The sequence below is a fragment of the Paenibacillus tyrphae genome (assembly GCF_027925525.1).
Classification (GTDB): Bacteria; Bacillota; Bacilli; order Paenibacillales; family NBRC-103111; genus Paenibacillus_G; species Paenibacillus_G tyrfis_B.
The window spans coordinates 31,564-56,591 of record NZ_BSDJ01000025.1 but is presented as its reverse complement, the minus strand read 5'-3'; the positions used below and the strand labels follow the sequence as shown (position 1 = coordinate 56,591).

The following is a 25,028-nucleotide window of genomic DNA, read 5'->3' as shown; positions in this document are numbered from 1 at the left end:
AAGACGTCCGGCTATTGCCCTGCAATCACTTCGTTCAACAAGTGAACATTATTGCTGAATGCCTCTTGGTGATTATAAATAATTCCGTAGCGCAAACCGTAAAAGGGAATCGTTTTTTCGTAAAAAGAGATACGATCCTGAAACGTCTCATCTTGAAAGCCGGTGTAATGCTTAAGCAACATGGCTTGAAACGGTCTGCCCAGTCCCAGATATCCAAAATCCAACGCCGGATCGCCCATCAATAGACCCGGATCAATAATTCCGGATAGTCTATAGGTTTGCTCATTCACTAAAATATGCTCGGGTTTAAGATCGCCGTTAATCAAACAAGGGCTAAATACGAAATGCTGCTCATTCGCTAAGAAAGTATGGAAAAGTTGTAAAGTCCACTCTTTTTGGAAGTCATTTAAATATGGAAATACATAGTGCCTAATGGAGACTAAATAATTTGTCCAGTTTTCTTTCATGGAGGACGACTTTGTTTCTTCTGAACTAAAAAATGAGGCTGTCGGAAACTCATGAAGAACAGACAAGAACCAGGCAAGGTCTTTGGCCATAATTTCCTTGTCAACAAGCGGGATTTCGGCAAAAAATGGAGGAAACAGCTGTCTCCCGGGAATCCAGGGATATCCTATATATTGGATGGGGTGCTCGGAGAAACATGCAATTTGCGGTATGAACGGAACCTTGCCTTTCAGTTCGGTTAACAAAATTTGTTCTCGTTTCATTTTGAGCGCTGCCGCGGGGTTATCCTCTCTCGGAATACGAAAAATCCACGGATCATTTCCTTCGATCTTGAGTACAATATTGGCCGAGCCTTCCGTGATGACATGAATCGGAAAGTCTCTCGTAATCTCAGGATGTTTTTGCCTGATGTAATGAATGTAAGATTCCATAGTTAGCATTTTTTCATCACCTATCACAAAATATGCGATAGCGAATAAATTGGCTTATGTTCATTCATGGACAAAAGCCTTTTTATTTTTTGAGCTTTATCCTATTTCATTAAAATGAATACAATAGGTTATTGGGTCCCTGGGAGGTGTTATTGTGGAGGAAAAAATTAAACCTGTCCTGCTGTGGGTATGTCCTCATCTCGTTTTACGCTATGAAGAGGTCCCTTTGTTTATCGAAGCTGGCGCTGAGGTCATCCCCGGATTCGGTGACCGCAACTTACTGCCATTTGACCGTAATTACGATGATGAATCGAATGAATTATATCCCAATTGGCGTTCCTACTGTTCATTGCCTACCCACATTGTTGAAAAAATAAGAAGAATTCGAATCGATACGCCCACCGAGGAAGAAGCGGCTTTCATGAATAAATGGGTAGATGCGATCTATATCGCCAGCTTTCCGGATCTGGTTAGCAAGGTTTTAAAGTGGTATAAAGGCATCGTTGTGTTTCGGGTTTTTGGAGGCTTTAAACGCTATGCTGAAATTTGTCAAATTGAAGACGTCGATCTAAGCACTTTTGAACAAACGAAGGACCGATATATATGGTCACCCATTCTAAAGTCGCTATCTTCCATCGAGGATGTTAGACTGGTACAGAACGAAACGTACATTCCTGCCTTTGTTTCAAGAGAACGGCTGCCTTTCAAATGGATGGGAGAAGATTCGGATCGAGTCATTTCTACCGCTATTCCCTATATTCATCATTCCGAACTACTGTACTCTATTTTTCAAATGTTTGCCGACGCGTTCATTGGAATTGATTTTGTCGTACTTGGAAAAAACGATAAAAGTTCCAAGCATTGCGAACATCCATCCATTCTCGGAAATGTTGATTTTAATACATTGTGGAGCCGACTATGCCGATCGCGCCTATTTTGTTACGGGGGTTATATGACCTCTTATCATCTGCATTTTACCCCGTTAGAAGCGATTACAATCGGAGTACCCACTCTGTTTTTGAAGCAATCCGGCCTAACGAGTGAAGCATTGGAATATGGGCTTCGAGCTGAGGAACTGCGCAACCTGGGGATGTGTGATGATCTGAAAGAAATGAGAAGTCGTGCAGAGCAGCTCATAGATCACCTCGATCAACTTAACGAGTTGCAACAAATGCAGCATGAACGGTTGTTACCCGTATTTTCCCGCAATAGGGCGCTAGAGAATGCAAGGATTTTAATTCGTAAGATCCTTGAGCATGCTACCCTGCGTCGAAAGGATTGCTCCTCGTTACCGGTTCTTCCTTCCCTGTATAGCGATCCGGAATTCACCCATAATCTCATCAATTACTTCAAGCTTCCGGCAGTGGCAGGGGAATATCGAATTTGGGATGCCAGGCGATGGGAAGGGCTTACCGGTACGACAGAGTGGGTCCGAGAGTATAATGTCTACGCCAGGTTAGGAAGGCATGGAGTTGATCTGCCCGGATTACTTGTGAACGATCGTTTGGATCGTCTGGAACCCGGCAAATATGAAATCGTCGTCAGAATAAAAACCGATAAAATCTCCACAGAACCGGATACTTATTTTCAATTGGGTGCCTTTTTACCGGACTATACGAATTTTACAACCTTTCCTCTACACCAACCCGACCATATGGGACTCATCGTCGTTACAAACATTTTTACGGTTCCAAACTTGCCGACATCGGCGATTGTCTATATGCAAATTAGTTGGATGGGGCGACAATCCATTAGCATCTTAAGGGTTCGATTGCGAAAACTCTCTGACGAGTCTCTGGCATTGCCGTCATCTCCGCTTACATTTCGTTGGAGGAAAAGCTTTTCGTTTCTTGAAAACAATATACTCCATAACTTACGATGGTGCGGAACCGAAGGAGTACTGGAAATTGAAAATCATTCATCCGTTACAAAGACGATAGAGGTATGCTTCGGGCTACAAGCGGCTCTTCCTGAAACCGCAACATGGTCGGTAAGCAGTGAACTATGGTGTGAGTCGATCTCCATTCATGGGGAAGAAACAATAATCCGACGAATCGTTGCCGTTGCACCGGGCACTCATATTTTTAAAATGCATTGTGACGGTAACGAATTGCCTATCCCCAAAGGTACACGGTCTATGGTATTCAGAATCAATAATTTTAAATATGAAGAAATCCCTTGTTGATGAAAGAAAAAGGCCCCTTTATGAGGCAGGGGCCGTCTTCTTGCGTCCGCAATCGCTTAAGGCGAATCCGGTGTTAAACCTTAGTGTGCGGAAACCTGCTCGCTTCCGCCTCCCGAAGGCTGTGCCCGTTTCAGGAAGAACGAAACGAGCCAAGCGGCGACGACCAGACCGAAGGCCAGCAGAAACGCGCTCTTCATCCCGGCCATCATCGCCAGAATAGGCAGCGGGGCATCCGTTTTGGTTCCCGCGGCGCTTTCCAGGAAATGCTTGGAGCCGTTGGTCATTACCGTGACCAGCAGTGCCGTACCGACTGCGCCCGACACCTGCTGAAGCGTGCTGATAATGGCCGTGCCGTGCGGATATAGCCGCGGCGGAAGCTCGTTCAACGCGTTGGTCATGACCGGCATCATCAGCATTGAAATGCCGAGCATCAGCAGCGTATTCAAAATCATGATCATTGCGTACGGCGTCGACAGGGAGATCGAGGAAAACTGCCACAGTGTATTGGCGATCAGCGCCAGCCCGACGACCGCCAGCCATTTGGCGCCGAATTTATCGAACAGCCGGCCCGTAATCGGCGACATAATGCCCATCAGAATACCGCCTGGCAGCATGACCAGACCGGCTTGCAGCGGGCTGTAGCCGAGCGCGCCCTGGAGGAAAATCGGCAGCAGCATCATGGCGGAGAACATCGCCATCATGACGATCATCATGATCAACGTCGACAATCGGAACACGTTGAATTTAAATGTTCGCAGATCCAGCAGTGGTTCCGCCAGCGTCAGTTGTCTCCAAACGAACAAGATTAAAGCGACGGCGCCGATGATTACCGGAATCAGGACTGCGCTGCTCGACCAGCCTCCGTGCCCTTCGCCGGCGCTGCTAAAGCCGTACACGATTCCTCCGAATCCACAGGTGGAGAGCAGAAGCGACAGGACGTCGATTTTCGGATTTCTCGTCTCGGTGACGTTCTTTAGCTTCAGATAAGCGATGGCGATGACCAGCAGCGCGATCGGGATGACGCCGTAAAAGAGCACGCGCCAGCTGAAGTGCTCGACGATGATCCCCGACAGCGTCGGTCCGATCGCCGGGGCAAAGGTGATGACGATCCCGATCGTTCCCATGGCCGAGCCTCTTTTTTCCAGAGGGACCGTAGCCAGTACGACATTGGTCAGCAGCGGAAACAGCAGACCGGTTCCCGACGCCTGCAGCACCCTGCCCAGCAAAAGCATGCCGAATCCCGGTGCGACAGCCGCCGCCAGCGTACCCAGTGTGAACAAGCTCATGGCTGCAAGGAACAAGGTTCTTGTTGTGAACTTCTGAATTAAAAAAGCGGTGACCGGGATCAGCACCCCGATAACCAGCAAATATCCGGTTGATAACCATTGCGCGGTACTCGGTAAAATTCCGATATCCGCCATAATTTTGGACAAAGCGACATTAAGGAGCGTCTCATTCAAGATGGCTACAAATACCCCAAGAATCATAACCAAAACGACCATTAAGTTGGCTCTGCTCCCGAATGTCCCTCCGCTGTCGTTTGGTTTTGTATGGTTCTCCACGTTGTTACTCCTCTCATTGTAAAAGCATAAAAACAGCAGGTTTCTGTCAGACGACTTCTCTCTAATTCCTCCCGTGCGACATGGAATTGCATTGCGGTAAGTAGGGGCAAAAGAATGTTCAGCAGCCATTCTATTGTAACATGTATCACACGCCGTTGTTTCTTATCGATTGCGATTTTTCTATTAAAACTAAAAAATACCTATCGCAACGGCGAAGAGACCGAATCCTCTTATGAAGAATTTCGGTCTCTTTATTATTTCTCTTTCGCTTAAATTTCTTTCCTGCGGAAATAAGTAAGCCCGCCGGCGAAGAAGACGAGGAAGCTTCCGAGAATAACGAACAGCAGCGTCTCCACCGGGACGTTAAACGCGCCGAAATCCGCCTGTCCCTTCGGAAGCATGGACAGGACGGGCTGCGCCCAAGGGTAATACGGTCCGTAGTCGCTCGAATTGACGATAAGCATATTCGGAATCGTGAAGATGACATTGATCGCAAGCGGCGCGGCAAAGCTGGACCAAGCGACCGATACGAACATTTGCAGGGAGGCCAAGGGTAAAGTTGCCACCCAGCCACCCAGCACGCTCCGCAGTAAAACGTCCCATGGCACGGCCGAAGTAAAGCCTTTAATCGTACCGATGGTCAGGACGACGGCCAGCAGCAGCAGTTGGGTGACGGCGAGCAGCGCGATGACGATCGTAAATTTGGCCAGGTAAAGCTGCGTACGGGAAACCGGCAGAGTCAGCACCTGCTTCCAGCCTCCGCCCGCATGCTCGTAGCGGCAGACGAAGGCGGCGAACACCCCGGTCAACAGCGGCAGGAACAGAAAAGCATGCATGGCGGCGGCCGTTATAAACAGCCACTCCCACTCGGGCAGACCTGCGACCATGGGCGACAGGAAGCCGCTGACCGCTGCAAGAGCCGGGCTGACGAAGACGAGCAGCCAAATGTTGGCCTTGCGCATTTTGAGCCACTCCGAGCGCAGCACATTTAGGAACGTTCTCATTCAATTCACATCCCGTCTCGTAAAGTGAAGTAATCCGATGGCGAAAATGACGATTCCGACCGCAAGACCGGCTACGACCGAATACTCGGGTATGCCCGCATGGTTTGTCAGCAAAGGAAGCTTCCATAAAAACCAGTCGGGCATATTGCTGGCATAGGTCGACACGACTCCTCCGAGAATGCCGACCGTCAAAGGAAGGGCTTGATTGCGCATCGTCACGGACAGCCACAGCTGCAGCGCCAAAGCCGGTAAAGAGGCAATAAACGGATAGAAGCTCAGCTTGATAACGCTAATCAGCGGCACGTCCGTGCCGAGCTTCAGTCCGAGCCCGAGCCCGACGATGCCGATGCCCAGCAGGATGCACGAGATGAGCAGCATCAGCACGCATAACGTAAATTTGGCGCTGAACACGGAAGCTCTGGCTATGGGCAGCGCCAGCAGCTGCTTCCACGAATTCATCTGGTGCTCGATGTTAGCGACCATCGACGCAATGATGGCGATGCCGAGCAGGATCGTCACCGGAAGGAGAAACTGAATGTTGCCCAGGAAAGCGCCCCACGGGTTGGCCGCGTATTTTTCCATCAAATAATCGTAACGCAGTCCGTAATTGGCCGCCTGCAGCGCAATGACGCCGATCGGCCCGAGGAAGATCAGAAACCAGATCGCTTTCCGGCGAATTTTCAGAAAGTCGGCAGCCAGCACCCGGAACATCATAGGCTGGTTCCCTCCCCGACCATCTCAAGGAAAATATCTTCCAGCGATTTCTTCACTTCCTCCACGCGGTAAATCGAGTGTCCCGACTGAACGAGCAGCGCGACGATTTCCGCAAGCGTATCGTCGGAAATATGCTCAATCAGAATAGAAGATTCGTGGAGCTCGGCGTGGCACCCGGTCAGCGCGACGGTACGCCGGGCGCCCTCAGGGCTCGACAGCGCGATGCGGATGCTGCTCTGGGCCCGCTCGCGCAGCCTGTCGATCGTATCCTCGAACATCATCGCGCCTTGCTGGATGATGCCGACGCGGGTGGCCGTCAGCTCAATTTCGCTGAGCAGGTGGCTGGATACGAGCACGGTTATGCCGTGCTCCTTCGGCATCGCCTTGATCAGCTCGCGGATTTCCAAGATCCCCGTCGGATCAAGGCCGTTGGTCGGTTCGTCCAGAATGAGCAGCTCCGGATGGCCGAGCAGGGCGGAGGCGATGCCGAGCCGCTGCTTCATACCGAGGGAGAAGCCCTTGACCGGGCGCTTCGCTTCCTTGGTCAGCCGGACGATGGCGAGCACCTCGTCGATTCGCGATTTCGGTACGTCCAGAATACGGCGGATCGTCTCCAGATTTTCATAAGCGGTCAGATGGCCGTAGTAGGAAGGATATTCGACCAGCGAGCCGACCTTGCGGAGAATGGCCCGCTGCTCTTTTCTCAGGTCCTTCCCGAAGATGTGAATCGTGCCTTCCGTCGGCCTGATGAGTCCGAGGAGCATGCGGATGGTCGTCGTTTTGCCCGCGCCGTTCGGACCGAGAAAGCCGTAGATATCGCCTTTCCGGATATCCAGATCGACCTTGTCTACCGCTTTGCGCGAGCGGTAGTGCTTGGATAAATTACGTGTAGTTATGATGGATTCCACTTCAATCACCTCAGCCTCCATAATAGACGCCGAAGGTTAAAACGAAAGGGAGCTTTCGTTTAAAATTCGTTTAAATTTTCGGATACATATAGATGGCCGTTCCGTCGCGGGAGCCGACGATATCCTGCTTCAGGCTCATTTCCTTGATCATTAAAGCGACGATGGTCAAGCCGATGCCGGCCCCTTTGTTGTCCGACTCCGCATGGATGCCCGGCCCCTTGTCCGCGATAACGACGGCGGTAGTTCCGTGCCGCTCCTCGGTCCGGATACAGACATATTTTCCCGAATTGGCATGGCGGACGATGTTTTGGAACAGGTTGTCCAGAATGCGGGTAAACCATTGCGGATCGACGTTCCAATACAAGGCGGCTTCCGGCAGCCGGACATCGACGTCGAAGCCTTCTTTCTCGAAGACCGGATACCAGGAGGCCACGGAGGTCCGGCACAGCCTGAGCACGTCCGTCCGGGCGGTCCGCAGCGGGTATTTGCCCGCCGACAGCAAGGTATAGGACATCAGGTTCTCGATCAACTGCGCCACATTGTCTACCTTCGATTCGATCAGGTCGAGCGACTGCTTTCCCTTGGGCGTTAACGGTTCCTTGCGCAGGGTATAGGCGTGGCCCCGGATCGTCGTAAGCGGTGTCCGCAGGTCGTGCGACAGGTTGGCGATAAGCTGCTTGCGCAGCGCTTCCTCCTCTTGTTCCCGCTGGCGCGCGCTGTTCAATTGATCGATCATATGGTTGAACGCCAGCCCAAGCTGTCCGATTTCGTCGACCCTCTTCACGGCGATCGGCTGAGGAATGCCGGATTCGTCGGTCTCCGTCATGGCGATTTGGAAGCGGAGAAGCCGTTTGCGGATGCGGGCGAAGAACAGCCAGGAAGTGAACAGGAAGAACGAAAATATGGAAAGCATAAACACGGTAAGAAACCGCTCGTTGGACGGATAGATCACTTCGCTTTCCATCATATGCCGCGGAATTTGCACCACCATGAAGCCCTGCTTCGGGTCTTGGCCGATAAAAGCGACGACGGTGAACGGGTCCCCGCCATAGCTGCTTTTCATAAATTGCATGCTGTCCGCCATCGTCCATTGCTCCGGAATCGCAACGGTTACCCCGAGTTTGAGCCGCAGCCGGCCGGAGGCGTCCACCCAGAACATCGAAGCGCGCGGATATTGTTCCTTCAATGCCCGAAGCTTGGCGTCCACCGCATCTGCCGCCGCTTTGTCCAGATCCTTGGCTTCTTGATGCCATGCTTTTTCCAGGTTGCGGCTGTCATAGATGTTGAATTCCTCGGGGAAAAACAACTGGCTCTGCATGTAATAAATCAGGCTTCCGACCGGAAACACGAGCGGCCATATGCACAGCGCGATTAAAATAATAAACACGTACCGGGCCAGCAGCGAATTCCGAAACTTTGTTTTAGCGGTCGGCCTCATGCTCTCACCCTGTAGCCGATGCCGCGAATCGTTTCGATGATTTGCGGGTTTCCGGGATCGCGTTCGATTTTCTCGCGAAGGTAGCGGATATGCACCATCAGCGTCTTGTCGCCTTCCAGGTAGGGCTCTCCCCATACCGCTTCGTAAATTTGATCCTTCGTCAAAATTTGGTTCGGATGACGCAAAAAATACATGAAGATTTGAAACTGCTTGCCCGTCAAAATAATTTCTTCGCCGGTCTCGCTGTCGACCAGTCGATTTTCATCCGGGTGGACGCACAGATGGCCGAGCTGGAGCTGCGGGGAAACCCGCTTGTCGAAGCGCCGCAGCAGCACTTCGATCCGCGCCGCCAGCTCATCGGGATGAAACGGCTTCGTCACATAGTCGTCGGCAAATTGCAGCCCGTGAAGCTTGTCCTCGATCGACGACCGCGCCGATATCATCAGAATGGGCGTAGCCGGGAACTCCTTCTTCAGCCGCTGTCCGACCGTAAAGCCGTCGAGTCCCGGAAGCATCACGTCCAGCAGCACGAGATCGGCTTCCTTCATCTGCTCGCCCGCCCGGTCGCCGGACGTCAGCCACAGAACCTCGTACCCCCTTTCGGTCAGGTCGCCGCTGACCCATTGTCCGATTTCCGCGTCGTCTTCAATATATAAAATTTTCATCTCGGATATCCTTTCTTTCGCAAGCGGTATGAACTCGTTGAAATTATATCACGTTTTGGACAGGCAGGAATTTCCTTGATCCTGTAGAATTATGTCGAAAGTACTAATCGATCAACCACTTGTACATATTTTAACGAATAGGGGAATTCGCTCGCATGTTCCGTAAAAATCGTATGTATGCCATCACGCTTCTATCCGCATGGGTCATGGCGGCGCCGCTCGTCATGCCGCTACCCACGGAGCGCGTATGGAGCGCGGCGGCCGCCCTGGTGCCCGACGCCAATCTGGAAAAGGTGATCCGCGACCAGTTGAAGAAACCGGACGGCGACCTGACGCCGGAGGACCTGCAAAGTCTCTCCCGCCTCATGGCCTCGGACGGCAAGAAAATGCGGCCGATCGAACAACTCGTCGGGCTGCAGTACGCTGCCCGGATGACGCGGCTCGATGTGAGCGGTAACCAGATCAGCGACGTCTATCCAATCAGCGGGCTCAAGCAGCTTACTTATTTGGACCTGTCGGATAACCGGATCGCCGACGTGCGTCCGCTTGCTTTGCCGAAGCTGAAGCACTTGTTCCTGAGCGGCAATCCGCTGCAGGACCCGGAGCCGCTTTGGAAGCTGACGCGGCTGGAGAGCCTGGCGGCAAGCGGCGCGGGGATCAAAGCCGTGGACGGCATCGATGCGCTGACGGGACTGCTCTACTTGGATTTGTCCGGCAATCCGCTCGGCAAGCTGGGCGAGATTGCGAAACTTGCGGGAGTCCAGCAATTGAAGCTGCGGAATACGCAGCTTGCCGACCTCTCGGGCATTGACGCTATGAAGGAGCTGAGATCGCTCGACTTGCGGGACAACAAGATTACGGACATCCGCGCGCTCACGGATTTGAGCAAGCTGAGCGAGGTGCGGCTCGGCGGGAACCCGCTGGAGGCAAGCGCTGCGGACACGGTGCGGGCGCTGCAGGATCGTGGAGTCACTGTCGAGTTTGACCCGACTTTGTTCCCAGGCTATGAGCGCAGCATCAACGTATTTGTGGACGACGAGCGGATCGCCTTCGAAGAGCCGCCGCTCAACCGGAACGGCGCCGTGCTTGTGCCGTTTCGCGGCGTGTTCGGGAAGCTCGGGCTGCAGGTGACGTGGAACGAGGAGCAGCGCCAGGTGACCGGGACGAAGCCGGGGCTGGAGCTTGTGCTGACGATCGGGCAGGATGAAGCCCGCGTGAACGGGAAGCCCGTCAAGCTGCCGGCCGCGCCGGAGCTTCGCAACGGGACGACGCTGGTGCCGCTGCGCTTGGTAGGGGAAGCCGCGGACAAACTTGTCATCTGGAATCAGGATAGACAGGCCGTTTATATCGTGAGCAACGTCACGACCGGCACCGGCAAGCGGTACGACGAGAAGGGGCAACTGATCTACAGCGGCGAACTGAAGGACGGCAAGTATAACGGACAAGGAACTCAATACGCAAGCAGCGGCGAAATCGACTATGAAGGCGAATGGAAGGACGGCCGCAAGCACGGCAAGGGCAAGCAATACGATCCGGTCGGCCGTTTAATGCTGGAAGGGGAGTTCCGGGACGATTTGCCGAATGGTCAAGGCAAAAAGTACAATTCGGACGGAAGCCGGCAGGAAGGCGAGTTTGTTCAAGGCAAGCTGAACGGCAACGGCAAACTGTTCGTGGAGGGCCGTTTGGTCTATGAAGGCGGCTTCAAGGATAACGACATGCACGGGAAAGGAACCGTCTATTTTGCGACGGGGGAAAAGTATGTCGGCGAAATCGAGCATAATGTCAAAAAAGGCCATGGTATCGTCTATTATAGGAACGACCAACGGTTCGAGGGGAAAGTCGACAACCAGACATTGATCGAAGGCAAATACTTTGTCTCGGACAAGCTGCTGTTCGAAGGAACGTTTAAGAACAATCGTATTCATGAAGGGACGATGTATTTTTCAAACGGAGCGGTCTACAAGGGGACGTTTGTGGACCAAGAGTTCGGTAAGGGGACGTTCCTCGATGCGCAAGGAAGGACGATTGACCCGGCGAAGGACGGCAAGGGATTTCGATTCTACGCCAATGGCGATTGGTACGAAGGGGAGACGGCTTCCGGAGAGCCAAACGGACATGGGGTATACCATATTATGGTAGGCGGGCGAGTCGAAGGATCGTTCCTTGGCGGCGCGATGAACGGCGAGATCAAAGAATACAGCGAGGACGACAGGCTGGAGTTCGAAGGACGCTATGCGGACGGAGAGCGCAGCGGCAGCGGCAAGGAATACAACACGGAAGGCAAGCTGAGCTACGAGGGCGGTTACAAGGCCGGAAAGCAGAGCGGTCAGGGCAAGGAGTACGATTGGCAGGGCCACCTCCTCTACTCCGGCGAATTTAAGGACGGAACGAGAAATGGTCAAGGCACGGAATACCGGAAGGACAAAGCGGTCTATGAAGGCGGATTTCGCGGACGGCTTTATCACGGCCAAGGCAAGCTGACGTTCTTTAACGGAGATACGTACACCGGAGAATTCGATCAAGGAAAATACGGAGAGCGAGGCGCCTTCGCCGATTCGTCCGGGAAGGCGATTGCGAACGGAGCGGACCAGGGCACGGGCGTATACCGCTTCGCCGACGGCACGGTTTACAAAGGCGAATTTCAAGGCGGCGTCCCGCAGGGCCGTGGCGAAACGTACAATGAGGACGGCACGCTGAACCATCGGGGCGAGTATCGGGTCGGCAAACGAAACGGCTTCGGTCAAAGCTTCGACCTGGAAGGGCATTTATGGCACGAAGGCGCATACGCGGACGATTCCGCCAAAGGCCAGGGCAAATCGTTCTTCGAAAATGGCAAGCTGCAGTACGAAGGGGAATTCGATTACGGCATGTGGTCGGGCCGCGGGAAGGTCTATACGAAAGAAGGCCGCCTGCTCTACGACGGGGATTTCGAAGATAGCGAATTCCAAGGTCAAGGCAAGCTGTACTATGCCGACGGTACCGTCTACACAGGACCCTTCGAATACTCCGAATTCGGCGAGGGCGGCAGCTTCGCGGATGCCAAAGGGCAGCCTCTGTCCGGCATCAATACGGCGCGCAGCGGTACCGGCAAGCTGTACTACGCCGACGGAACGACGTACGAAGGCGAGCTTGCGGAAGGAAAGGCGCACGGACGCGGCAAGCTGTTCGACACGGACGGCAAGCCGGAGTACGAGGGCGAGTTCAAGAACGGGTACCGCAAGGATTGGTATGACGAATAAACCGGGTTAACAGGAAGCCTGTCTCTATTAACGGAGGCAGGCTTTAGCCGTTTCCCTCTTTTTCGGTACAAAAGCCAATTTTTCGCCCCGCATGGTATTCGTCCATCAGACCATCCTTTGGGTTGCATATCATATGAACATGGCATTCATCCGTCCAAACCGTGCGCACCCATTATACGAAAGAAAGGAGAAGCGCGATGAAAGGCATAATACTCGCAGGCGGCACCGGTACCCGGCTGCGCCCGATGACGAATATCATTAACAAGCATTTGCTCCCGGTGGGCAAATATCCGATGATCCACTACGCCATCCGCAAAATGGCGGAAGCGGGCATCACGCAATTGATGCTGGTGACCGGCAAACAATCCGCCGGATTATATACCGAGTATATCGGCAGTGGAAAACCTTGGGGGGTGCAGGTGAGCTACGGAATTCAAGACGAGGCGGGCGGCATCGCGCATGCGCTCGGCATTGCCGAATCGTTCGTCCGCCCCGGGGAGAAGCTGATGGTGCTGCTTGGCGACAATCTGTTCGAGGATTCGTTAAAGCAGGCGGCGGACGAGTTTCAGCGGCAGAAGGGAGGAGCTCACGTGTTTTTGAAAAAGGTGCCGGACCCGGAGCGTTACGGAGTGGCGGAGCTGGTGGACGGGCGCATTGTCCGGATCGTGGAAAAGCCCGACAACTCGCCTTCCCATTACGCCGTTACCGGGATTTATTTATATGATTCGAACGTCTTCGATGTCATTCGTTCGCTGAAGCCTTCGATGCGCGGCGAGCTGGAAATTACGGATGTGAATAACGTTTATGCTGCGGCCGGACAGCTCGGCTTCAGTATGCTGAGCGGCTGGTGGACCGATGCGGGGACGCATCGATCCCTGATGGAAGCGGGCGCTCGCTTGATAGGACGTGAAGAGCCATGAGGACGCTGCTAGTCACAGGCGGGATGGGCTTCATCGGCAGCAACTTTGTCCGCTATTGGCTGCAGCGCCATCCGGAGGACCGCATCGTCAATTACGACTTGTTGACCTATGCGGGCCAACCGGCAAATATGGCCGATGCCGTCGGTTTGCCGAATTACCGGTTTGTGCAGGGGGACGTTGCGGACGCGGACGCCGTGAGACGCGTGCTGGACGAGGAGGGCGTCGATACGGTCGTCCATTTTGCGGCTGAATCGCATGTCGACCGCAGCATTGCCGATCCGCAGGCGTTCGTGCGCACCAATGTGCTGGGAACGGGGTGTCTGCTCGAAGAGGCCCGGCGCGCAGGGGTGTTGCGGTTCGTTCATATTTCCACCGACGAGGTGTACGGAGCGCTCGGCGAAGAGGGGGTTTTCACCGAAACGACGCCGCTTGCGCCAAATAGTCCTTATGCCGCAAGCAAGGCGGGTTCCGATCTGCTTGCCCGCGCTTATTTCGAGACGTATGGCTTTCCCGTTATCATCACCCGCTGCTCCAACAATTACGGGCCTTATCAATACCCGGAGAAGCTCATACCGACGATTATTACGCGGGCGATGCGCGACGAACACGTTCCGGTGTACGGCGACGGTCTTCACGTTCGCGACTGGCTGTATGTCGAGGACCACTGTACGGCCATCGACCGGGTCGTGCATCGGGGCGTTCCCGGGGAAGTGTACAATATCGGGGGCCGCAACGAACGGACGAATCTGGACATCGTCAGGACGATTCTTGCCGAGCTCGGGAAGCCGGAGTCGCTGATCCGGTTCGTCCCGGACCGTCTTGGTCATGACCGGCGCTATGCGATCGATCCGGCCAAGATCGCAAGCCGGCTTGGTTGGCAGCCCCAGGTTCCCCTTGAGGAAGGGCTGAAGCGCACGGTTGCTTGGTACGCCGCCAGTGAAGCTTGGTGGCGCGAAGCAGCCAAGAGAGGTGGTAGCGTATGAAGGTGCTTATTACCGGCGCCGGGGGACAGTTGGGCCGGGATCTCGTCCGGGTGCTCGGGCGGCGGCACGACTGTGCGGCCTTCACCCGGCAGCAGTTGGACATCGCCGACGAAAAGGCGGTACGCGGGCTCATCGCGGAGGCGAAGCCCGAGGTCATTGTGCATGCGGGGGCCTATACGAAGGTGGATCAAGCCGAGACGGAGCTGGAAGAGACGTACCGGATTAATACGATCGGTACCGGCCACATCGCCATCTCGGCAGAAACGGTTGGCGCCAAGATGGTGTATGTCAGCACCGATTACGTGTTCGACGGTACCAAGGGGGAGCCGTACGAAGAACAGGACCGTACGAATCCGCTCAGCGTCTACGGCAAATCGAAGCTGCTCGGCGAGCAGTTCGTGCAGGCCGTATGCCCGCACCATTTTATCGTCCGGACGTCGTGGTTGTACGGTAAGGATGGCAGCAACTTTATCACGAAGGTGCTGGCGCTTGCGGAACGGCAGCAGGAGCTGACCGTCGTCGACGATCAGTTCGGTTCACCGACCTATACGTACGATTTGGCCGAATGCATCGGCCGGCTGCTGGAAACGGACCGTTATGGCATCTATCATGTGGCGAACCGGGGGTATTGCTCCAGATGGACGTTGGCCAAGACGATCTTGGAGTTGGCCGGGCATACCGGAATTGCGGTCCGGCCCGCCCGCTCGGACGATTATGCGCTGCCTGCGCCCCGGCCGGCGCATTCGGCTTTCTCGGACCGTGGGCTGCGTCTCGCCGGATTGCCGAGAATGAGAGATTGGAAAACGGCGCTGGAGTCATTTTTGTGCAACGATTGGGGGAAGACCGATGACATCGACGATCGAAGGAGTGCAAACGAAGCCGCTAGTTAAGCACAGCGACGACCGCGGCTTCTTTATGGAGATTTTGCGGGAGGACGACGCTTTGTTCGGACGGTTCGGTCAAGCGTCGCTCTCCATGTCGTTCCCGGGCGTTATCAAGGCATTTCATTATCATAAACGGCAGGACGACATTTGGTTTTTTCCGAGCGGGCACGCGCAGGTTGTCCTCCATGATATGAGGGCCGAATCCCCGACGTATGGGCAAACGTCCGTGCATTATATGGGCGAAGATCATCCGTATCTGCTGTTCATTCCGCGGGGTGTCGCTCATGGTTACCGGGTACTCGGCGTTAAGCCGGCGACGATCGTTTATTTTACCAATCTCGCTTACGATCCGGGGCAGCCTGACGAATACCGCATCGCCTACGACGATCCTGCGATCGGCTTCGACTGGACGACCCGATTCCGTTAATCGATAGGGAGGTGACCGCAATGAGCCGGACTCAACAACCCGCACGCCGGAAAGCGGCCGCGCGGCAGCAGGGGTGCCGGGCGGGAGGGATTCTCGGCCACGAACAAGGGTATCGGTACGGAAGGTGCGAGGCCGCCCGGAGGTTAGTACCGCCAGTCGCGCCGATCTCGCATGACCTGAAAGTGCTCTTTATCCCGCAAGGCTTCCCGGCCATCGATAACGGCGTCATCGCTGCCTTGAAGCGGACAGTTCGGGAAGCCGTCGTCGGGACGCCGGAAGCCATGCTCGCGCTGGCGGAGCAGCACCAGCCCGATCTGCTGCTGGTGCTGAACGGGCTTCACGTGTTCCCCGCCGACCATCTGCAGCAGGTGGACCGGATTCGCGAGCTCGGCATTCGTACGGTGATCTGGTTCGCCGACGATCCTTACTTTACGGACGATACCGCAGCGATCGCCCCGCATTACGATGTAGTGGCGACGCACGAGCAGAGCTGCGTGCCGTTCTATTTGTCGCTCGGCTGCCCGCATGTGCTGTATGTGCCGATGGCCGTAGATACCGACACGTTCCGGCCCGTTCCTGTCGGTCCCGGTTACCATGCCGACATTTGTTTTATCGGCATGGCGTTCTGGAACCGCGTCGAGCTGTTCGATCAAATCGCCAAGTACTTATCGGGCAAAAAGGTGATCGTTGGGGGAGGACTGTGGGAAAGAATGCGGCTGTACCGGCTGATCAAGCCGAGCATCCGCACCGGATGGATTCCGATCGACGAAACGGTACGCTATTACAACGGTGCCAAGATCGTCATCAATCTGCACCGCGGCTGCCGCCATCACGGAAGCGATAACCGCAACCTCCGGGGTCTCCCCGGCCAATCGATCAACCCGCGTACCTATGAAATGGCCGCATGCGGAACGATGCAGCTTACCGACATTCGCGACGATCTGACCCGTTATTATACGCCCGGCGTGGAGCTTGACGTCTACCGATCGGCAGGAGAGCTGATCGATAAGCTGGATTATTATTTGAAGCATGATGCCGAGCGGCAGACGATCGCATTGAACGGCTTGCGGCGGACGATGCAGGAGCATTCGTTCGTTACGCGGATCGGCCAGCTGCTGGGCTTGCTCGGTTACTGAAGGCGGCAGGCATCAAGCGGCCAAGCACAAGAAAGGAGGCGGAAGCATGTCCAAAAAAACAGCGCGTATCAGCGTAAAGCGAGTGGTAAAGCGGGTGCCGCGGGCCCGCCGCCGCACAGCTTGGCACCGCGGCTGGGAGAAGGGGTTTCAAGTCGGTACGAACGGCGGCTATCATTACGGCCGGTGCGAGGCCGTTATGCGGCTGCTGCCGAACGATCCGGTCGGCCGCTGGGACGTCCGGGTCATGTATGTGACCTCGGGCAAAGGCGTCCCGTATTCTCCGCTTGACGAAGCGGTAATCGTTGCGCTTCAAGGGCTGGTGCGAGAGCTGATTGTCCTGCAGCCGACCCACGATTTGAAGACCGCGGCCGTCAAGATGCGGCCCGATATCGTGCTCGTGCTGGAAGGGTTGATTATTCCCGGCGAACGGATTGACGAGCTGCGGAACGAAGGAATCCGTACGGCCATCTGGCTGACGGACGATCCGTATTATACCGATCTGACGGCGTCTCTCGTTACGCATTACGACGTCGTATTTACGCTGGAGCTTGCCTGCGTGGAGTTTTACCGCCGGCTCGGCTGCAAGCAGGTTCACTACCTGCCTTTTGGCTCGAACCCGGCGATCTTCCGGCCGAAGCCGATTCCGAGCCAATTCCGGCACGATATCAGCTTTATCGGCTCCGCGTATTGGAACCGGGTTGCCTTTTTCAATCAGATGACGCCTTTTCTGGCAAAGAGGAATACGTACATCGCGGGTATTTGGTGGGAGCGGCTGCGCCAGTTTCATAAGCTCAGGCCGAAGATCGCCCTGAACAATTGGATGGGGCCGGAGGAAACGGCCGCGCATTACAACGGGACGAAAATCGTCATCAATCTGCACCGGGCAACGGACGATCCGAGCTATAACTTCAACAGCCAACAGGTTGGAGCCGTATCGCCGAATCCGCGCACGTTCGAGATTGCAGGCTGCGGGACGCTGCTGCTCAGCGATGTCCGCAACGATATTACCCGTTTCTATACGCCGGGACAGGAGATCGTCACCTATGCTTCGCCAAGCGAGCTGATGCACAAAATCGATTATTACCTGCACCATGAAGAAGAGCGGCGGTTTATCGCGCTTAATGCGCTGCGCCGCACCATGCTGGAGCACACGTATCCCCACCGGATGGCGCAGATGATGCGCATTCTGTTCGAAGGCGCCACCGGCTGATGCGGTAACTTGACGTCTACCGCGAAATAGGCGTTTTTGATTCGTCCGTTTCCGCCAACATCCGCATATGGTATAGAGACATAAGCGGATGGAAGGAGGACGGAGGATGGCCAAACGCACTGCGCGCAAGCGGGCGGGTAGAACCAGGCTGCGCCGGGTCCGGAGGAGGAAACGCAGCATTCGGCCGCTCCGCAGCCGGCGGCGAGTCAGGCGCCGCACGCTGAGGACAGGACGGCGGCGCCGGCGGCGGATCGCAAGGCCAAGGCGGCGCAGCTACCAGCAGATTTATAACGATGCATTCAACAAAGCGTACAACGAAGGCTTTGCGCTCGGCTTCGCCAGAGGGCTCCAAGACGGCGGAGCGCCGCAAGGCTGAGCGGATAACCGAAGGGGCTGACATGCCGGGGATTTCTTAAGGGGGAATGTCCCGGCGTTCCGTTCCTGCGAAACCGGACAAGCCCTCCCGGGGCGGGGACGGGCATGGAGCCGCTCTTTAGGCGGCAGAATGGGTAAGTGTCGTGCCGGACTGGTTATTTCCCTAATATATTATAAAGACTTGAAAACAAAACCGAGGCGGAGGGGATGCAGGTGGAACAGGACAGCGGCGGACTGCGGGCAGAGCGTTCTCCGGCTCCGCTCCGTATCATGCTTTTCGTTCCCAACAGCGGCCGGCGGGCGTTGACGGGCATGGAAAAATATATGCTGACGCTGATCCGGGAGCTGAAAGAGCAGGCCGAGTGCCTGCTGGTGGCCGACGAACCCGGCGTCCTAGCGATCCAAGCCGGCTTGCCGGTCATCGTGCACCCGGTGCCTTCTGCGGAGCATGAAGAATCGCCGGACGCCGACATCCGGCGACATCCGGCGTTCGGGCCCCTTGTCAATCTGCTGCATATGCGGCAGCCGGATATCGTGCTTGTCGGCGGTCCCCATCCCGTGCTTCCTGCGTCAGCGGCCAAGATGCTCCGCATTCCGGTGCTCTGGCTATTGACCGAAACGGTGACCGACCCGGCTTGGGCGCCGCATACCGGAGAGCAGATCGAGCGTTACGCCGACTGGATTGCCGGCGTGTCGGACGCCTCGCTTGAGCCGCTGCGAACAAAAGCGTCCAAGAGCAAAATTTTCCTTCTCCCTCCGACCCGAAGGCGCGAGGAACTAAACCCGGATCTTCACCCCGTCTATCGCCACAACCTCCGATCGGCCCTGCCCGTCAACGAGAAGCATCGGATCGTTGGCTTTGCCGCACCCCGATTGAAGCCCGAAATGGGACTCTCGTGGTTCGCCGCTATGGCCGTGCAGGTGGCGGCCGTGCATCCGGACGTTCGCTTCCTGGTGGCCGGCAGCGTCTGCGACGAAGCGCACTACCGCATTTGCCGCCGCATGATCGAAGAATCGGGGTACGAGAGCCGGTTTCATTACGTGGAACTCGAACCGCACCGCGAGCAAGTGCTGGCCGCGATGGATCTGATCGTTGTGCCAAGCTTGTCTGCAGAAAGCTTCAGCATGACGGCGCTCGACGGATGGCTGCTCGGAAAAAACGTCATCGCTTACCGGAGCGGCGGCTTGGAAGAGATGCTGACGGTAACCGGCGGCTCCGAGCTGCTGGCGCCGCAAGGAGACGTTGAGGCTTTGACGGACCGCGTGCTGAAGTGCTTAGAGGCCGGAGCGCAGCTTGATGCAAGGGCGGAAGCGAGCCGGCGTTCTGCCGAAGCGGCGTATGGGGAGGAGGCGTACCGGGAACGGCTTGCGATGCTGATGGCGAGCGTCCGCAAGCGTGCCCTGGAGCTTCGGCGCAGGCGGAAGTCGAGCTCGCTGCCTGTGCTCCGGCCCAATGCCGTCTACAAAGGAAAGTGGAGCCCGGCCGTGTTTTTGCTGGATAAAGGCAGGAAGCGGCCGTTTGCTTCCGCAGAGGCGTTCCGCTTTTACCGCTATCGGGTGGAGGATATCCGCGTGGTGCCGGATGCGGTGCTGCATCGTTTCCCGACGGGGCGCGTTCTGCGGCACGATCCTCCGTCGCCTCCGAATCGTCCTTCCGTCATGCTGGCTAGGGGCGAGGGACGGCTCGTGTATTTGTTGACCGGCGGCCGGAGACTGCCGGTCGTATCGCAAGCGGCACTACGGCAGCGGGGCCTCGATCTGACTCGTGTCGTGCAACTGCCGAGCACTGAACTGAGCGTCCTGCCGCTCGGCGGGAACCGCAGACAGAGCCCCAAGCGCAAGCGCCGCCGGTATCTTGGAACGAAGCAAGCGGGCCGGGCCATACGTCATAACCCGGCTCGCAGCAGGAGGCTTTAGCGCCGAATACGCACCCGGGCCCGCCCGGGACGGCCGGCTTCGGTTGGCCGAAGGCTTGGCGAAGCAGGGATTGCAATCGGGGAGGCGGAAAAAGGTGGTGAGGTACTGCGATGAGGAAAGGTGGCCGTACGGAGAGGGCGAGCCGATGAAGGTGCTCGTGATCGGCGGCGATGGGATGACGGGACATATGCTGCTGCGGTATTTGGCGGCTTGCACTTCGTACGAAGTGTTCTATACGACGGAACACGGAAAAACAGACTGCGGGCGGTCTTGGCCGCTCCCGGGAGCGGGTCTTTACCTGGACGCGTCGGATAGCGTGATGGTCGATAAGCTGGTGGAGGCGGTGCGTCCCGATCTGATCGTCAACGCCCTCGGGATCATGTATGATGCGGCCCGGCAAAGGGAGCTTGAAGCCGTGCGAATTAACGGCCTGCTGCCGCATCAGTTGGCGGAGCTTGCCGACCGGCTGCGCGCCCGGCTCATCCAGATCAGCACGGACAGCGTATTTCTGGGAAATCGCGGCCGCTACGAAGAGCGCCACGTGCCCGACGGGACGACGACGTATGCGAGAACGAAAGCGCTTGGCGAAGTGGTGCGGCCCCCCCATCTGACGATCCGTACGTCGTTGATCGGACCGGAGCTGCAGGAGGAAGGAAGCGGTCTGCTTCCTTGGTTCCTGAGGCAGCGGGGGGAGATTCGGGGATTTGTCCGCGTGCCGTGGAACGGGGTGACGACGCTGGAACTGGCGAGATTTATCCATTATGCGGCGGAGCGGGGAGACCGGTTAAGCGGCATCGTTCATTTGACCGCGGCGGAGAGCGTCAGCAAATACGAGCTGCTGGAGCGAATGAAGCGGATCTTCGATAAACGCGATGTCTGCATCCGGCCCGACGATACCGTCGCGTTGGACCGTACGCTGCGCTCGACCCGCCCCGAGCTTGATTTTGCCGTTCCCGGCTACGACCGCATGCTTGAAGAACTGCGCGAATGGATGGAAACGGGCCCGTAACGGGAAGACGGCGATTTTTCTTTGGCTGGAGCATGGAGGAATCGTTTCATGGAGAGGAGGGAGAGCTATGCGGCATATTCGCAAGTCTCGTAATCGGAGAGGCGGCGCCTTGGGGGCGGCTGCGGTGCGGACGGCGAACGTTTCGGTCATTATTCCGGTCATCAACGAGCGGAAAAAGCTGCCTTCCATACTCCGGGAAGTGAAGAAGATCGGTGCGGGGAAGCTGGAAATCATCGTTGTGGCCAACGGCTCAACGGACGGCTCGAAGCAAATCGCCGAAGCGATGGGTGCAAGGACCGTCAGCTTCGCGGAGCCGCTTGGCCACGACGTCGGACGCGGCATCGGAGCCGGCCTCGCGAACGGGGAAATCCTGCTGTTCCTCGACGGCGATATGGTGATTTCCGCGCGTGATCTAAGGCGGTTCGTTCATGCGGTGCACAGCGGGGTGGATGTGGCTCTGAACCGTTATCTGGGACCGATCCGGACACGAAGCGTCCATCCGGTCGTGCTGGCGAAGTACGCGCTGAACGCGGCGCTCGGCCGGACCGATCTACAGGGGACCTCGATGACGACCATTCCCCATGCGATCAGCCGCAGAGCGCTTGCAGCGATCGGAGCGGAGGCGCTTGCGGTTCCCCCCAAGGCGCACGCAATGGCCGTGCAGAAGGGACTTGTCGTGCGGCCGGTCCATCTTGTGCCGGTCGGACGCTTGAATCCGCGGCGCAAACGGCGCTGGACAAAGCACGGCACCGATACGGTCGGTCAATTGATCGTAGGAGACCATTTGGAGGCGATTCGCTGGCTGGCCGCGACGGCGGGCGAGCGAGGGGGCCATACCGATTTGATGCGAAACCGCGACATGGCGAGGTGAATGGATCGATGAGGCAGCAACAGGCGATGTTGTTTGAGAAACCGGCGGTTCGGGGCCGCTTTGTCCGCAAGCCGCCGCCGGCAGAAGACGGCAGGGCGGCCGTATCGGCTGCGCCTGCGCGGAAGAAGCCTGCAGCGGCGGTGAAGCGCGCCCGGAAGCGTGCCGCCTCCCGCCCGCGGCTGTTTCCGCCCAGGAGACGGGCGGCGTCCAGGCCTCACGGCGGGGCCGCCTATCGGCTCGGCCTGCAGCTTGGCCGCGTGGACGCTCCGTCTCAGCCGCCGGAGGGCGAGAGCGAGCTGCGCCGGCTGCTGAACCGCCGCTGGACGGCGCGGGTGAAGGGACGGGGCTTGGCCGGTTATCCATGGGCCCGCTATCACGCAGCGGCAGCCGGCTATGTCCGCGGCTTCTTCGCAGGCATGGGCCGGCCGGCGCCGAACTGGGTGCCGCTTCCGACGGAGCGTTCGGTGGCCGTTATCGTGACGGCCAAGAACGAGGAGCGCACGATCGCCGCCGTGCTGAAGGAGGCGACCCGGCTGACGGATGAAACATATGTCATCGTCAACGGCTCGAGCGACGAGACATTCCGGCAAGCCAGAGCGGCTTCGCGTGCGATTGTGCTGTCTTACCCGCAGGCGCTCGGACACGACGTAGGAAGATCGGTCGGCGCCAAGCTGGCCCGGGCCGACATTCTGCTTTTCACGGACGGGGATATGCCGATTCCGGCGGAGCAGCTCGTGCCTTTTATCCATGGCATCGAACAAGGACTCGACGTGGCGCTCAACAACATTTATCCGTATCTGGGGGCGTTCGGCCGGCAGGATACCGTCACGATCATGAAGCAATTTTTAAACAGAGCGCTGGATCGGCCGGATCTGAAGGCCAGCTCGCTCACGGCCGTGCCGCATGCTTTGTCGCGGCACGCGGTAGAGACGCTGGGCCTTGAACTGCTGTCGGTCCCGCCGAAAGCGCAGGCGCTTGCCTTGCTCTTGAAGCTCCGGGTCGGCAATGCGGGCCAGGTGAACGTCATCCGGGGCAACAAGCGGCGCGAGCTGAACAGAGGCCGCGGCAATCCGGTGGCTTCCATGATCGTGGGAGACCATCTGGAAGCGCTGAAGCTGGCCGGCGACCGGATGGGCGAGCGGCTGGCGTATCCGGACGTGCTGCGCAAACGACGCTATATCGGAGGCGATGCCTGATGCAGACCGTCAGTATCATTATTCCGAATTATAACGGAGCCGAGTGGCTGGCTTTATGCCTGGAATCGATCCGCCGGCACGTCACCATGCCTCACGAAGTGATTGTGGTCGATAACGGCTCGACCGATTCGTCGCTGAGGCTGTGCCTGAAGCATGAAGTCAAGCTCGTCTCGCTGCCCGTGAACCGCGGTTTTCCCGCGGCGTGCAACTTCGGGCTGCGGCTCTCTTCAGGCGATGCGCTGATGCTGCTGAACAATGACACGCGGCTGACGGCCGGCGCGCTGGACAATATGATGCGCTGCCTGTACAGCAGCGGCGATGTCGGTATCGTCGGCCCTATGACGAACTATGCGAGCGGCAAGCAGCAGATTCAGGAGCCGTTCACGTCGATCGCCGATATGACGGCACGCATGAACCGGCCGGACAGCGGAAAATGGCGGCAGACGGAACGGATCGTCGGATTATGCTTCCTGTTTAAACGTGAGCTGATGGAGCGTATAGGAGAACTTGACGAGCGCTTTTCGCCGGGACATTTTGAAGATGACGACTATTGCTATCGCGCCCGGCAAGCAGGATACCGGCTGCTGATCGCAGGGGACGCCTTTATCTACCATGAAGGCAGCGCAAGCTTCCGGCTGGAAGACGAACAAAAAATCAAAGCTCTGCTGGCAGCGAACCGCCAGAAGTTCATCGACAAATGGGGCGTCGATCCGCATTCATTTATATGAATCGTTGGGCACAAGCCGTGGACCAGGGTGCCGCAGGCGCATAAGATACAAAAAAAAGCAAACGCATGCGGCCGGCGAGGAGGTGGAGGGAACGATGCATCGGCAAGTGACCCGGATGATCCGGCATATGGCGGCATCCCAGCAGGAAATGGCTAACATTCTCGAAGCGAACCGGCATGTGGCCGTTCGCATGGCCCAATTGGTTCATGACATTCCGCCCGCCAACCCTTCCTTTGAGGATATCCAGTCGCTGACGGAGCATTCCTTGAACGTCTCGAAAAGCATCGCGGGTTATTTAAGCGGGCTCGCCGATCTGGAGGAGGCGCTGGCGGAACATATGGCGCTCATTGTCAAAATCGTTGAAATCCCGGACGACGAGGAATGAGTTCGGCATCCCGTTGCCCGAAGGAAAAGGGGGTTATACGTGAGCAGAATCGAAAGTTATCATAAAATGATGCAGGCCGCTGCCCGATTCCAATTTAACATCGCCCTGATTCTGGAAGCTAAGGCGTTGGAGGCTGCGCGCTCATGCCAATGGATCTGCGGACATTTGTCCAGCGCCCACTTCGCGGACCATGGCGACCAAGTGAAGAAATCGCTGGAAGTGCACGATCAGATGATCGAAGTGATCGAGGGCATGACGAAGATGGAGATAGCGCTTGCCAAGCATTTGCACATCTTGCTCGGAGGCAACGAGGTGGGGGGAACGGACTCGGCAAATGGGGACGCAGGAAATTATTATTCGTAAGGAAGCGGCGACT

23 protein-coding genes are annotated in these 25,028 nt (G+C 56.7%); 16 read left to right on the top strand and 7 right to left on the bottom strand.

Going from position 1 to position 25,028, the window contains the following annotated elements:
* Window positions 1-11: 11 nt before the first annotated feature.
* Entirely contained in the window at window positions 12-905 is an 894-nt protein-coding gene (locus QMG93_RS24960) for a phosphotransferase family protein (protein ID WP_281941320.1), read from the bottom strand.
* A 145-nt stretch (window positions 906-1,050) separates the two neighbouring features.
* On the opposite strand from QMG93_RS24960, the gene QMG93_RS24955 reads away from it, so the two are divergent.
* A complete protein-coding gene (locus tag QMG93_RS24955; protein WP_281941319.1) occupies window positions 1,051-3,081 on the top strand; it encodes a hypothetical protein in 2,031 nt (676 codons plus the stop codon).
* An 80-nt stretch (window positions 3,082-3,161) separates the two neighbouring features.
* On the opposite strand, the gene QMG93_RS24950 is transcribed toward QMG93_RS24955, so the two are convergent.
* The 6 genes from QMG93_RS24950 to QMG93_RS24925 form a co-directional block, all read right to left on the bottom strand.
* Window positions 3,162-4,583 carry a DHA2 family efflux MFS transporter permease subunit gene (locus QMG93_RS24950; protein WP_281941400.1) on the bottom strand — a complete coding sequence of 474 codons (1,422 nt, stop codon included), beginning with the start codon at window positions 4,581-4,583 and terminating at the stop codon, window positions 3,162-3,164.
* 329 nt (window positions 4,584-4,912) lie between these two features.
* Window positions 4,913-5,647 (bottom strand): ABC transporter permease, encoded by a 735-nt coding sequence (locus QMG93_RS24945; protein WP_281941318.1) that lies wholly within the window; start codon window positions 5,645-5,647, stop codon window positions 4,913-4,915.
* Window positions 5,648-6,361 (bottom strand): ABC transporter permease, encoded by a 714-nt coding sequence (locus tag QMG93_RS24940; RefSeq protein ID WP_281941317.1) that lies wholly within the window; start codon window positions 6,359-6,361, stop codon window positions 5,648-5,650.
* On the bottom strand, window positions 6,358-7,278 hold the full coding sequence (locus tag QMG93_RS24935) for an ATP-binding cassette domain-containing protein (RefSeq protein WP_413789334.1): 921 nt from the start codon (window positions 7,276-7,278) through the stop codon (window positions 6,358-6,360). Before QMG93_RS24935 ends, QMG93_RS24940 begins: the two co-directional genes overlap by 4 nt.
* 61 nt (window positions 7,279-7,339) lie before the next feature.
* On the bottom strand, window positions 7,340-8,707 hold the full coding sequence (locus QMG93_RS24930; RefSeq protein ID WP_281941313.1) for a sensor histidine kinase: 1,368 nt from the start codon (window positions 8,705-8,707) through the stop codon (window positions 7,340-7,342).
* Complete coding sequence (locus QMG93_RS24925) at window positions 8,704-9,372, bottom strand: response regulator transcription factor (RefSeq protein ID WP_281941311.1); 669 nt, start codon at window positions 9,370-9,372, stop codon at window positions 8,704-8,706. The genes QMG93_RS24930 and QMG93_RS24925 overlap by 4 nt, the downstream gene beginning before the upstream one ends.
* A 155-nt stretch (window positions 9,373-9,527) precedes the next feature.
* Between QMG93_RS24925 and QMG93_RS24920 the strand changes: the two genes are divergently transcribed.
* The 15 genes from QMG93_RS24920 (at window position 9,528) to QMG93_RS24850 (ending at window position 25,015) form a co-directional block, all read left to right on the top strand.
* Window positions 9,528-12,611 (top strand): leucine-rich repeat domain-containing protein, encoded by a 3,084-nt coding sequence (locus QMG93_RS24920; protein ID WP_281941309.1) that lies wholly within the window; start codon window positions 9,528-9,530, stop codon window positions 12,609-12,611.
* 197 nt (window positions 12,612-12,808) lie between these two features.
* Entirely contained in the window at window positions 12,809-13,531 is a 723-nt protein-coding gene (locus QMG93_RS24915) for a sugar phosphate nucleotidyltransferase (protein WP_281941307.1), read from the top strand.
* Complete coding sequence (gene rfbB / locus QMG93_RS24910; RefSeq protein ID WP_281941305.1) at window positions 13,528-14,514, top strand: dTDP-glucose 4,6-dehydratase; 987 nt, start codon at window positions 13,528-13,530, stop codon at window positions 14,512-14,514. The genes QMG93_RS24915 and rfbB overlap by 4 nt, the downstream gene beginning before the upstream one ends.
* Window positions 14,511-15,404 (top strand): dTDP-4-dehydrorhamnose reductase, encoded by an 894-nt coding sequence (gene rfbD / locus QMG93_RS24905; RefSeq protein WP_281941303.1) that lies wholly within the window; start codon window positions 14,511-14,513, stop codon window positions 15,402-15,404. Before rfbB ends, rfbD begins: the two co-directional genes overlap by 4 nt.
* Window positions 15,361-15,825, top strand: coding sequence for a dTDP-4-dehydrorhamnose 3,5-epimerase family protein (locus QMG93_RS24900; protein WP_281941302.1), 465 nt, complete (start codon window positions 15,361-15,363; stop codon window positions 15,823-15,825). The genes rfbD and QMG93_RS24900 overlap by 44 nt, the downstream gene beginning before the upstream one ends.
* A gap of 20 nt (window positions 15,826-15,845) precedes the next feature.
* A complete protein-coding gene (locus QMG93_RS24895; protein WP_281941301.1) occupies window positions 15,846-16,961 on the top strand; it encodes a glycosyltransferase in 1,116 nt (371 codons plus the stop codon).
* Window positions 16,962-17,007: 46 nt separating this feature from the next.
* Window positions 17,008-18,171, top strand: a complete 1,164-nt coding sequence (locus QMG93_RS24890; RefSeq protein WP_281941299.1) for a glycosyltransferase — start codon at window positions 17,008-17,010, stop codon at window positions 18,169-18,171.
* A gap of 106 nt (window positions 18,172-18,277) precedes the next feature.
* Complete coding sequence (locus QMG93_RS24885) at window positions 18,278-18,547, top strand: hypothetical protein (protein WP_281941297.1); 270 nt, start codon at window positions 18,278-18,280, stop codon at window positions 18,545-18,547.
* A gap of 212 nt (window positions 18,548-18,759) precedes the next feature.
* A complete protein-coding gene (locus QMG93_RS24880) occupies window positions 18,760-20,463 on the top strand; it encodes a glycosyltransferase family 4 protein (RefSeq protein WP_281941295.1) in 1,704 nt (567 codons plus the stop codon).
* Window positions 20,402-21,472 (top strand): dTDP-4-dehydrorhamnose reductase family protein, encoded by a 1,071-nt coding sequence (locus QMG93_RS24875; RefSeq protein ID WP_281941293.1) that lies wholly within the window; start codon window positions 20,402-20,404, stop codon window positions 21,470-21,472. The genes QMG93_RS24880 and QMG93_RS24875 overlap by 62 nt, the downstream gene beginning before the upstream one ends.
* A 67-nt stretch (window positions 21,473-21,539) precedes the next feature.
* Window positions 21,540-22,343, top strand: a complete 804-nt coding sequence (locus QMG93_RS24870; protein WP_281941291.1) for a glycosyltransferase family 2 protein — start codon at window positions 21,540-21,542, stop codon at window positions 22,341-22,343.
* A gap of 8 nt (window positions 22,344-22,351) precedes the next feature.
* Window positions 22,352-23,539 carry a glycosyltransferase family 2 protein gene (locus tag QMG93_RS24865; RefSeq protein ID WP_281941289.1) on the top strand — a complete coding sequence of 396 codons (1,188 nt, stop codon included), beginning with the start codon at window positions 22,352-22,354 and terminating at the stop codon, window positions 23,537-23,539.
* Complete coding sequence (locus QMG93_RS24860) at window positions 23,539-24,267, top strand: glycosyltransferase family 2 protein (protein WP_281941287.1); 729 nt, start codon at window positions 23,539-23,541, stop codon at window positions 24,265-24,267. Before QMG93_RS24865 ends, QMG93_RS24860 begins: the two co-directional genes overlap by 1 nt.
* 94 nt (window positions 24,268-24,361) lie before the next feature.
* On the top strand, window positions 24,362-24,652 hold the full coding sequence (locus QMG93_RS24855) for a nucleoside-diphosphate sugar epimerase (protein ID WP_281941286.1): 291 nt from the start codon (window positions 24,362-24,364) through the stop codon (window positions 24,650-24,652).
* A gap of 39 nt (window positions 24,653-24,691) precedes the next feature.
* Window positions 24,692-25,015 carry a hypothetical protein gene (locus QMG93_RS24850; RefSeq protein WP_281941284.1) on the top strand — a complete coding sequence of 108 codons (324 nt, stop codon included), beginning with the start codon at window positions 24,692-24,694 and terminating at the stop codon, window positions 25,013-25,015.
* The last annotated feature ends 13 nt before the right edge of the window (window positions 25,016-25,028 follow it).

What these genes read in the sequence shown, in the direction of transcription:
- QMG93_RS24960 (WP_281941320.1), bottom strand. Translation starts at nt 905, where the DNA reads ATGCTAACTATGGAATCTTACATTCATTACATCAGGCAAAAACATCCT.
- QMG93_RS24950 (WP_281941400.1), bottom strand. Translation starts at nt 4,583, where the DNA reads ATGGTCGTTTTGGTTATGATTCTTGGGGTATTTGTAGCCATCTTGAAT.
- QMG93_RS24945 (WP_281941318.1), bottom strand. Translation starts at nt 5,647, where the DNA reads ATGAGAACGTTCCTAAATGTGCTGCGCTCGGAGTGGCTCAAAATGCGC.
- QMG93_RS24940 (WP_281941317.1), bottom strand. Translation starts at nt 6,361, where the DNA reads ATGATGTTCCGGGTGCTGGCTGCCGACTTTCTGAAAATTCGCCGGAAA.
- QMG93_RS24930 (WP_281941313.1), bottom strand. Translation starts at nt 8,707, where the DNA reads ATGAGGCCGACCGCTAAAACAAAGTTTCGGAATTCGCTGCTGGCCCGG.
- QMG93_RS24925 (WP_281941311.1), bottom strand. Translation starts at nt 9,372, where the DNA reads ATGAAAATTTTATATATTGAAGACGACGCGGAAATCGGACAATGGGTC.
- QMG93_RS24920 (WP_281941309.1), top strand. Translation starts at nt 9,528, where the DNA reads ATGTTCCGTAAAAATCGTATGTATGCCATCACGCTTCTATCCGCATGG.
- QMG93_RS24915 (WP_281941307.1), top strand. Translation starts at nt 12,809, where the DNA reads ATGAAAGGCATAATACTCGCAGGCGGCACCGGTACCCGGCTGCGCCCG.
- rfbB (WP_281941305.1), top strand. Translation starts at nt 13,528, where the DNA reads ATGAGGACGCTGCTAGTCACAGGCGGGATGGGCTTCATCGGCAGCAAC.
- rfbD (WP_281941303.1), top strand. Translation starts at nt 14,511, where the DNA reads ATGAAGGTGCTTATTACCGGCGCCGGGGGACAGTTGGGCCGGGATCTC.
- QMG93_RS24900 (WP_281941302.1), top strand. Translation starts at nt 15,361, where the DNA reads ATGACATCGACGATCGAAGGAGTGCAAACGAAGCCGCTAGTTAAGCAC.
- QMG93_RS24895 (WP_281941301.1), top strand. Translation starts at nt 15,846, where the DNA reads ATGAGCCGGACTCAACAACCCGCACGCCGGAAAGCGGCCGCGCGGCAG.
- QMG93_RS24890 (WP_281941299.1), top strand. Translation starts at nt 17,008, where the DNA reads ATGTCCAAAAAAACAGCGCGTATCAGCGTAAAGCGAGTGGTAAAGCGG.
- QMG93_RS24885 (WP_281941297.1), top strand. Translation starts at nt 18,278, where the DNA reads ATGGCCAAACGCACTGCGCGCAAGCGGGCGGGTAGAACCAGGCTGCGC.
- QMG93_RS24870 (WP_281941291.1), top strand. Translation starts at nt 21,540, where the DNA reads ATGCGGCATATTCGCAAGTCTCGTAATCGGAGAGGCGGCGCCTTGGGG.
- QMG93_RS24865 (WP_281941289.1), top strand. Translation starts at nt 22,352, where the DNA reads ATGAGGCAGCAACAGGCGATGTTGTTTGAGAAACCGGCGGTTCGGGGC.
- QMG93_RS24860 (WP_281941287.1), top strand. Translation starts at nt 23,539, where the DNA reads ATGCAGACCGTCAGTATCATTATTCCGAATTATAACGGAGCCGAGTGG.
- QMG93_RS24855 (WP_281941286.1), top strand. Translation starts at nt 24,362, where the DNA reads ATGCATCGGCAAGTGACCCGGATGATCCGGCATATGGCGGCATCCCAG.